Here is a 9,486-nt window from a genome sequence, read left to right on the forward strand (position 1 = left end):
CAGTATGGTTTGCTGAATATGGACTGTTTACAGGGATTTTTAGGTAAATGAACTACATCTTTTTTATCTCACGCAGAGACGCAGAGGCGCAAAGGAAGAGAGAAACAAGAGTGTGGTTTAGAGGATGTTTGAAAAGTCTCTTATCGTGTATTAAATATTTTATGATCCCCCTAAATCCCTCTTGAAAAGGGGGACTTTAACTCCATTCCCCCCTCTTAAATAAATGGAAATTCTGTCGCAAGTAAATTCACTATTCAAATCGGATTACTTCTTCTAACATACCTCTAAGATACAAGGTTGGGTTGAGAAACGAAACCCAACACCCCTTGCGATCCTACCGCTAATGTTGGGTTTCACTTCGTTCTACCCAACCTACAAAAATTAAATTCTTTACCATAAAGGCAATGCTAGAACTGATAAACCTAACTCCTGTTCTCTCAACAACAAGCATAGGTGTACAAAATCTGAGAAAAATCTAACTGTTTCAATGCAGAAGGTTGAATAAAAAAGTTACCGACTCCCTCATCTCCCCACATGATTGAATGTTCATCATCAGAGTTCATTTGCAATAGCAGAAAATCATAACCTTCCTCTGACTGCAAATCTGCACGATCATCATTTTGGACAAATGCGGGATATCCTCCTAAACAATGTCCTCCTAATGATTCTTCATATTTTTCTTCATACTCATTAAGAAAATCATCTACCAGTTCTTCTAAAGAGTTTTCCATTGCTTTGGTTAGATTACTTTGTTGAAAGATGGGAAAATGGTTTTTAACTAAGGTTCTAAACCGATAATCTGATGCACTCATGGGAGTTGGTTTAATAGCGAAATTCAAAGCTAGACAGTCTATTAATGGTAAACCTATTCCTGGGGGTAAAAAATCAAAATTATTTAGAAGATTATCAATATTTAAATCTGGTTCGGGAAAGTAAATAACTCGAAAAGTTGTTTGTTTTAATTGCGGATATTCTTCAATTCCATAGGCTGTTTCACCTGATGCTTCAATATAAAACTGAAGTATGCCTTTTTCTGGTAAAGCTTCTAAATTGGGCGTTTCTGAAAAGTTGATTTGTGCTAAAAGATGGAGGGGAGTACCATCTGGTGCTTCAGGATAGGTCGTATTTTTGGGAAGGTAAGGTAAACCACCAAATTTACTTTGCCATAAGGTAGTTTCTGTTGTTGAATATGGCGTAATTTCTATAGAAGGTTTGATAATTGCATTGGCAAATTCATCTACTTGATTTTTTATTTCTAAGAACATCCCATACAATTCATCTGGAGTAAAATCTTTGTTATTTTCATCTACTGGTACAGATTCTACATCATACCAACCATGTGTGAGTAATTCTTGAATACTTTCGTTAAAAAAGGCTTCGGCTTCGGCTTCAGAAGAGAATTTATGTAGTTCTTGATAATGGGTAACGTTGTAGCCGTCGAGGTGAATTGACGTTCTCAGTGAACTTAATCTAAATATTTTATTGGATTTCATGATAATTAACTTTAGATGTGATTATGAATGATATTGGTAATATCTGAAAAGTCTTTTTTTTAGTTGTAGTAAGTATTATTCCAGCATTAATACAGAAGATGATATGTCTACTACCAAACGTCTATTTTTTAACCATTGACGACCAAGTAAAATTTCCGGTAATCCTTGTCCCACATGAACAGGAATATCAAAATATTTTCCATCAATTTGTACTTTTCCTAAATAGATTTCAAATTCCGCATCACCCTGGGCTGTTACCATTGTTTGTTGTTCTAAATATATCCAACCAAGTGCTTCTATGTCCTGATTGTTAATTGCTAACCACCAAGAAAACCCCGTATCCAAAAGAGCTTCTACTGATAGTTCTAATCCATCAGCAGCTATCAAATCTATCTCAAAAAATAATTCATCCTCATCACCAAATTTACCCAAGATCATATTTTGCCACATACTCCAGTTTCATTAATTCGGAAAACGTGCAGTTTGACATTTGGGTATTTTTGATGTGCTTGTTGTGCGGCTAACAAGGGATCTTCATTAATAAAATATTCACGGCTATTTGGCTCAATTGCTATGTACCAGTTATAGTGAGTTTTAATGAGTTCTGCTTGTAACTGCTCAAAAATTACTTTGCAGTCTTGAGACAATGTTTCCCGTTCAGTTTGCCATTGCGCTTTCTGTTCTTGAGTCCATTGAATTTCCGGGAAGATTCTGCCCCTGCGGACTATATGAGTAGATTTTGTTTCTGGCATAATTTGTCATGTATTACTGAAAATATATTATATTTTATCGCATTTTTGATTAATTTTTTCCTAATTGATATGTTTAAATTTGTCAAGATAAAAAATTCGTAATTGATAATCCTAAAATTACGAATTACGAATTACGAATTATGAATTAAGCTGTAACTTTAGCTAATGCCTTTTCTACAGCTTTTAATGCTTGCTTGATTTCTGCATCTGTGACAATGAGAGGAGGAACAAACCGCACGACTTTGGGACCGGCGGGAACAAGTAATAAACCTGCGTCCATTGCCGCTTTGACGACTTCAGGGGCTGTTAAAGGAATATCGGCTTTGATTTCCATGCCGTTGATTAAACCCCAACCGCGCACTTCTGAGATATGCTGAGGATATTGACGAGCGATCGCTCTTAATCCTTCTCGTAAATGTGCGCCCTGTTCTCTGACATTCTCTAAAATATTCTCTTTTTCCAAAGTCTCACACACACTCAGCGCCACACCACAAACAAAGGGATTACCGCCAAATGTACTTGCGTGTTCTCCTGGTTGGAAAATATCGCAGAATTTCTTACTCATCATCGCACCGATGGGAATACCACCGCCCAAACCTTTCGCACTGGTGAAAATATCTGGTTCTACTCCCAAATGTTCATAACCCCATAATTTGCCACTGCGTCCCATTCCAACCTGTACTTCATCAAAAATCAACAAAATACCGGTTTCGTCGCAAATCTCCCGTAACCGCTTAAAGTAGGCAATATCCCCAGGACGAACGCCACCTTCTCCCTGTAATGGTTCAATTAAAATTGCCCCTACCCGATAATTACCTTCATCTAATTCAGTAACAGCGGCTTCCACTGCTCTAATATCGTTGTAATTTACATAGTGGAAACCAGGAACTAAAGGATCAAAATGCTTTTGATACTTTGGTTGTCCAGTGGCAGTCACGGTGGCTAAAGTCCGTCCGTGAAAACTGGCATGGGCAGTTAAAATGATCGGGTGGGCAATTTCTAGGACAGTGTGGGCATATTTCCGCGCTAGTTTAATGGCTGCTTCGTTGGCTTCAGCACCAGAATTGCAGAAAAATACTCTATCTGCACAGGAATGATTAACAATCCATTTCGCTAATTCACCCTGTTCAGGAATATAGTACAAATTAGAAACATGATGCAATTTCTGGATTTGTCTAGTTACAGCCTCTACCATTGCTGGATGGGCGTGTCCTAGAGTACAAGTGGCAATACCCGCGACAAAATCCAGGTATTCGTTGCCCTGACTATCCCAAACACGGCAACCAGCACCCCGTTCCAAAGCCAAAGGAAAGCGACTGTACGTAGACATAACAGCCGTATCAAAGCTATCAACATCAAAAGGTGTAGATGGCATAATACCTGACTCCGGGGGGTTCATGGCTTGTTCAATTAGAGTTTGGACGCTCACTACCGCTACTCCTGAAAAGCTTTTATCGTAATACTTTACTAGGTTCTGGGAAATATGAACAAAATTTTTGATGATTTTAAGAGAAGTCACCGAGTCAGGAGTCACCGAGTCAGAAAGAAAGAAGAAAGCCTATTCCCTATTCCCTATTCCTTGACTTGAAAGATTCTATATTCTGAATCTTGATATTAGAAGTTTTTCAATTCTAAATTCTAAATTCTAAATTCTAAATTCTTAATTGCCTGTGTATTCTACCCTTGAACAAAAATATCAGCGTATTCAAAAGGAGTTAATGGCTGGGGCGCTTGCTTTAGCTGGTATTTTCCTAATCGGGACTCTATGGTATTCCCTGGTTGAGGGCTGGAGATGGGAAGATGCGGCTTATATGACTGTGATTACTTTGGCAACTGTCGGTTATGGAGAAACTCATCCATTGGGTAGTCGTGGGCGGTTGTTTACCATTGCCTTGATTTTAATGGGTGTGGTCAATCTTGGTTATATTGTTAATAGATTTACAGCCGCAGTCATTGAAGGTTATTTTCTAGAAGGAATTCGACTCCGACAACAAAGGCGTTTAATGGAATCATTATCAGGACATTATATTATCTGTGGATTTAGTCGGACTGGGCGACAAATTGCTAAGGAGTTTCAGGCTGAAGCTGTTTCTTTTGTGGTGATTGATTCGGAACTAGAATCTGTCCAAAAAGCCCAGGAAATTGGTTATATTGTTTTTCAAGGTGATGCGACATTAGATGATACTTTGTTAAAAGTTGGCGTTACTAAAGCAATTTGTATTGTGGCGGCTTTACCTTCAGATGCGGAAAATTTATATACTGTTCTCTCAGCAAAAACTCTGAATCCAGGCATTCGGGCGATCGCTCGCGCTAGTACGGAAGAAGCGGTACAAAAGTTACAACGTGGTGGCGCAGATGCCGTAATTTCACCGTATATTACTGGTGGCAAACGCATGGCAGCAGCAGCCCTCAGACCGCAGATTTTAGACTTTGTGGATGGGATTCTCTCCGGTACAGACCGCCAGTTATATATGGAAGAATTTTTACTAGATTCCGATAGGTGTCCCTTCGTTGGTCAAACTTTACAAAAAGCCAAATTGCGATCGCAATCAGGCGCATTAGTTCTCGCAATACGCCGCCTTGATGGTAAACTCATTGGTGGTCCCACTGGTGAAACTGTTTTAATGTCGGGAGATACCCTAATTTGTATGGGTACGGCTGAACAATTGCGGGGTTTAAATCAAATTCTTGGTCCGATTAATTCTACTCCCCTAAAACGTCCGAAAAATAGCTAAAAGCAGTAGATATTCCAACTTGCAAATTGGGCGTTGCTGAATTAGGGTATGAAATTGAAAAATCAATGATTTCAAACTCTTACTCTCTGCGACTGGAGCGCCTCTGCGTGAAACAAAATCATACTCTTAACCAGCAACGCCGCAAATTGACACTCCCCGGTCTAAAGACAGCAAGCGAGGTCATCTCATTCCCAGTCAGAGACTGGGAATGAATTCTAGAAGGCTCTGCCTTCAATAATATTAGAGGCAGAGCCTCATCAACTGCATTCCTAGTCAGAGACTAGGAACGAGATGTGGTAGGGATTTGAGCTTAAGTTGACACCAATGAAGCTCTTGCTTTACCTCTACCCACAGAATCAAATTATTAAGCCGTGTTGAGTAAGTAATGGGACAGAATTAATTACACAATTGATTTTTCTGTTCCCTGTTCCCTGTTCCCTGCCCTCACAGACAACTTTTTCAGCAAACCCTACTTATAATATAAATGATGAATTCATATTAGAAGGCGGGGATCTGGAGTCCTACCAATTGAAAAGCCTGTTTAATACCTACATTCATTGGTAATTTTTGTTCTTTTGCATACAATTCTGTAGCTTTACTATAAGCAGATAACATTTCTCGGCAGTTTTCTACCTGTCCATCTTGACCTTTAATATTCAGCAATACCCAACCTAAATTATGATAGGCTTCAGCATAAATAGGATGATACTTAATTGCTTTTTCAAGATATAACCTTGCCTTCTGCCATTCTCCTATTTGGGCATATAAAGTACCGAGACGAAATAAAATAAAGGCTTGAGGCGTGAATTTTTGTAGATAATTGTCATAGATTTGAATAGCACTTTGATAATTTTGTAAATTTTCCTGAGTAATAGCGTGATTAATTAATACCCAATCTATAATTGATGCTTGATGACTAGCTTTTTCAAAACTGCTGATAGCATCTTGCCATAAATATTTAGTTGCTTGTTTCCAACCTTTTAAACCCCAAGCTATAGCACTATCAGGAACTTGATTAATGAATTCTTCAATTCTTCTATCTACATCATTAGCTTGTTTAGTGACAACGGCTTTTTCTAAAGCTATAATTAAATAGGGATATAGGCTAGATTGTAACTCTTTTTTATTACTATTTTGCTGATTCTGTAATTTAAATATTGCTTGTGTAGCTGCACGAATAGTTAATTTCCATTCTTGTTGCTGTACATATATCCAAGCTTGCAAACCCAAAGCAAAGGTAGAATCAGGCTGTAATTGCAATGCTTTATTTACTGTATTCTCTGCGTCTTCCCATTTACTAGATTTACCTAATGCCCAAGCAAAATTAGCTTGTATCCAAGCCTCTTGAGGAGCTAGTTGAACGGCTTTCTGTAAATTCTTAACTGCTTCTTCCCAATTTTTTCGACGGCAATTAATCAGTCCTAAAATGCCATAACCTCTGCCATCATTGGGCTGTAATAGAATGGCTATTTCTGCGGCTATTTCTGCTTGTTGATCATCAAGATATATTTGTAATAATGCTAGTTCTACGGCTGCTTCTCCATGATCTGGTGCTAGTTGCAAATATTTTTGATATGCTTGAACGGCATCAGCTAGTTGACCTTGTTTGACTAATTCTTTGGCGCGTTGATGTTGAGGAGAAATAAATTTACCTTGAAGTGCATTAATTAATTCATCAGCCGTTTGAAATCTATCCTCTACTCTAAATTGCATTCCTGTGAGAATAACTTTTTCTATTAAAGAACTTAAATCAGGGCGTAGTTGTTGGGGTGAAACTAATTTATCCACTGAACTACCTTGTAAAAAAGCACTGGCTCTATCTGTGGCTTCTATTGGTAATTTTCCCGTTAATAATTCATACATTGATGCACATAAAGCATAAAGGTCTGTACTAGGAAAACGCTTACTTTTTTGAATATATTGTTCATAAGGTGCATATCCAGGGGTTAATATTCGGGTCATATCCCCAGTTTGACCGGCAATAAATTCCCTAGCTGCGCCAAAATCAATTAATACAGCTTTATCGGGAGGGACAATAATAATATTTTCTGGTTTGATGTCTCGATGCAGTAAATTATGACTATGAATAACTTTTAAAGCCTCAGCAATTTGCACAAAATAATTTTTAACTCGATTTTCTGCTAGTGGTCCTGTTTCTAGCAATATTTTATCTAATGATTTACCAACAAGTAATTCCATTACCATGTATGCGGTATCATTTTCTGTAAACCACTCATAAATTTTGGCGATATGAGGATGAACACATCTTTGTAAATAGTTAGCCTCTGATTGAAACTGTTGCAGTTGTTGTTGACGCTGCACAGGGGTAATGGACATTGGCCACAAAACTGTATTACCTTGTCTAGCAGCATTTTCTGGCCATAATTCTTTAATGGCAACTTTGGTAGAGTTGGAGATATAAGTGGCTGCATAAGTAATACCAAACCCACCTTGTCCTAATATGTTATCTATTCTATATCTGCCATTCCCTAATAATGTTCCTGGGGATAAATGCAGATTTGATGTACTGGAAGAGGAGGTTAAAGGTGTACCGCAAGCGATACAGCTAGTTTCATGATCATAGTTATCTGTGAGACAGGTTGGACATTGAATAGACATAATTGATAATTGGTAATGAATTAGAATAAGATCCCCGACTTCTTTAAGAAGTCGGGGATTTATGAATTGACTAAAAATTGTAATGCTAAAAGGGTGGCGTTATCAGATGCACCACGTTCTAAAACTTTATTAATAGTCAAATCAACTGATTTTTGTAGGTTTTGATCAGGGGTGAAAATTTCCGCTATTTCGTTTTTAGGAACTAAGTCCCAAACCCCATCAGAACATAGTAAAATAATATCTTCATGTTCTAATTTCATAGATAATTCTGGAGTAGTTTGTTTTAGATCTTGGACGTAACCATCACTTAATCTGCGTTTTGTACCGATGGATTTTGTCAGAACATTTCTATCTGGATGTTCTAAACTTTCGATTTCTGTAATTTGTCCACTGGCTACTAACATGGCGACTAGAGAATGATCTTGACTGAGTTGTTTTATTTGTCCTTGACGTAGTAAATAAATGCGACTATCACCAACATGACTAATTATTAATTGTTGGGATATGGCGAATATGACGCTGAGGGTTGTTCCTCCATCTTTAAGTTGATTTGATACTGTTTCGTTGGCTTGAATAAATAGGTTTTCTAGCCATTCTTGGTATTGTTCTATGGTTTGATTTTGGAAAAAGATGGGTGTTTCTAAAACTGTTTTTATTGCTAATTGACTGGCTAATTCGCCTTGAGACATTCCCCCCATACCATCAGCGATCGCAGCTAGGAGGATGGTTTCTCTATCACTGATTTTCTGTTGTTTAATGCCATAGTTATCTTCATTTTGTAAACGGTTTATTGATAGTCCAACGGTAGAACTACTGGCTATTTGCCAGTTAATTTTGGGTGTGCTAATGTTTTGGCGGGTGCGAACTAATATTTTTAATAGTTGTTCTAGAGGAAATCTTTCTTCTGGTAGGGAAGATAAACAAATCTTGAGAATTTGATAAATAATAGGAATGGGATTAATTTGTATTTCTATGGTTTGGTCTGTTGATAGGGTTTGTTTGTGAATTATCTGATATAATAATGCTGCAACTGTATAACTACTCATTGTTTCATGAATGGGATTTTTACAGTATGCTAATTCGGGGGCGCAATAATTTCCTATTAACCCAGAATTGAGAGTTTCACCCAAAGGATAGGCACTGGTAAGGTCGAAAAATTGTATAGGTGTTCCCATTTGAATAAATTGGGGAAGGATATTGATAAAACACCATCCTCTTTGATGAAGATAGCGGCATAATTGACATATTTGGCTGGTTAAGAATATTGATTCTTCTAAAGAATATTCGGTTTTTAGCCAAGTTTCTAGGGTTTGATTTTCCTTGGGAAGGTAGGTAATAAGGAGAAGTTTTTGATTTGATATATTGGTGCTAATTTCTGTTTCTGGATAATATTCATCTTCTAAATATTCTTTTTGCAAATATTCTGAAGCTGTATCTATTTCTGGGATAGGAGAAAAGATAGTTGCAATTTCTGGTATATTTTGGGGTTTAATCTCAATAGTTATATTGTCCTGGCTATGTGCAAGTAGTTCGGTAACGAGTTTGTAGTCACCTAGTCTTTTTCTCAGTTCTAGTTCTTGGTTGAGTGCGCTGTTGGTTGCACCTATTCTCAGTAAACCTGGTTTTTCAGATATGATATTGACTTGAAAGTAATAAATATCAGGTGTGAGTTGTCCTAAATAGGAGATGATTTCTATTTGCAGGTTATCTATTTGAAAACAGATGTTTTCTTTAATTATTAGTGGGTTTTGATTTGTAATTTCATTCATAGATTCGCAATCAGTATAGCAGTAGATGACCAGATCACACCGTTTTATTTTAAGAATTACCCCTCCCTAACCCTCCCCTTGCAAAGGGGAGGGGACTGGATTTTTATTGTTTCCCCCC

7 protein-coding genes are annotated in these 9,486 nt (G+C 37.5%); 1 reads left to right on the forward strand and 6 read right to left on the reverse strand.

Annotated elements, in window-relative coordinates; translation table 11 throughout:
* Positions 1-437 precede the first annotated feature (437 nt).
* From FJR37_RS17735 to FJR37_RS17750, 4 genes are all read right to left on the reverse strand, one after another.
* Positions 438-1,493 (reverse strand): YwqG family protein, encoded by a 1,056-nt coding sequence (locus tag FJR37_RS17735; protein ID WP_174763446.1) that lies wholly within the window; start codon positions 1,491-1,493, stop codon positions 438-440.
* Positions 1,494-1,568: 75 nt separating this feature from the next.
* Positions 1,569-1,943 carry an aspartyl protease gene (locus FJR37_RS17740; protein WP_340626535.1) on the reverse strand — a complete coding sequence of 125 codons (375 nt, stop codon included), beginning with the start codon at positions 1,941-1,943 and terminating at the stop codon, positions 1,569-1,571.
* Positions 1,928-2,245: a hypothetical protein gene (locus FJR37_RS17745; protein WP_168466675.1), complete on the reverse strand. Its 318-nt coding sequence runs from the start codon at positions 2,243-2,245 to the stop codon at positions 1,928-1,930. The genes FJR37_RS17740 and FJR37_RS17745 overlap by 16 nt, the downstream gene beginning before the upstream one ends.
* A gap of 145 nt (positions 2,246-2,390) precedes the next feature.
* Entirely contained in the window at positions 2,391-3,674 is a 1,284-nt protein-coding gene (locus tag FJR37_RS17750; protein WP_168466676.1) for an aspartate aminotransferase family protein, read from the reverse strand.
* Between the two features lie 241 nt (positions 3,675-3,915).
* On the opposite strand from FJR37_RS17750, the gene FJR37_RS17755 reads away from it, so the two are divergent.
* Entirely contained in the window at positions 3,916-4,980 is a 1,065-nt protein-coding gene (locus tag FJR37_RS17755; protein ID WP_168466677.1) for a potassium channel protein, read from the forward strand.
* Positions 4,981-5,478: 498 nt separating this feature from the next.
* On the opposite strand, the gene FJR37_RS17760 is transcribed toward FJR37_RS17755, so the two are convergent.
* Together FJR37_RS17760 and FJR37_RS17765 are read right to left on the reverse strand one after the other, a co-directional pair.
* Positions 5,479-7,599: a serine/threonine-protein kinase gene (locus FJR37_RS17760; protein WP_168466678.1), complete on the reverse strand. Its 2,121-nt coding sequence runs from the start codon at positions 7,597-7,599 to the stop codon at positions 5,479-5,481.
* Between the two features lie 59 nt (positions 7,600-7,658).
* A complete protein-coding gene (locus FJR37_RS17765) occupies positions 7,659-9,368 on the reverse strand; it encodes a PP2C family serine/threonine-protein phosphatase (RefSeq protein WP_168466679.1) in 1,710 nt (569 codons plus the stop codon).
* Between the last annotated feature and the right edge of the window lie 118 nt (positions 9,369-9,486).

Origin of the sequence: Aphanizomenon sp. UHCC 0183 (genome assembly GCF_009712065.1) — a bacterium.
GTDB classification, from domain to species: Bacteria; Cyanobacteriota; Cyanobacteriia; order Cyanobacteriales; family Nostocaceae; genus Dolichospermum; species Dolichospermum heterosporum.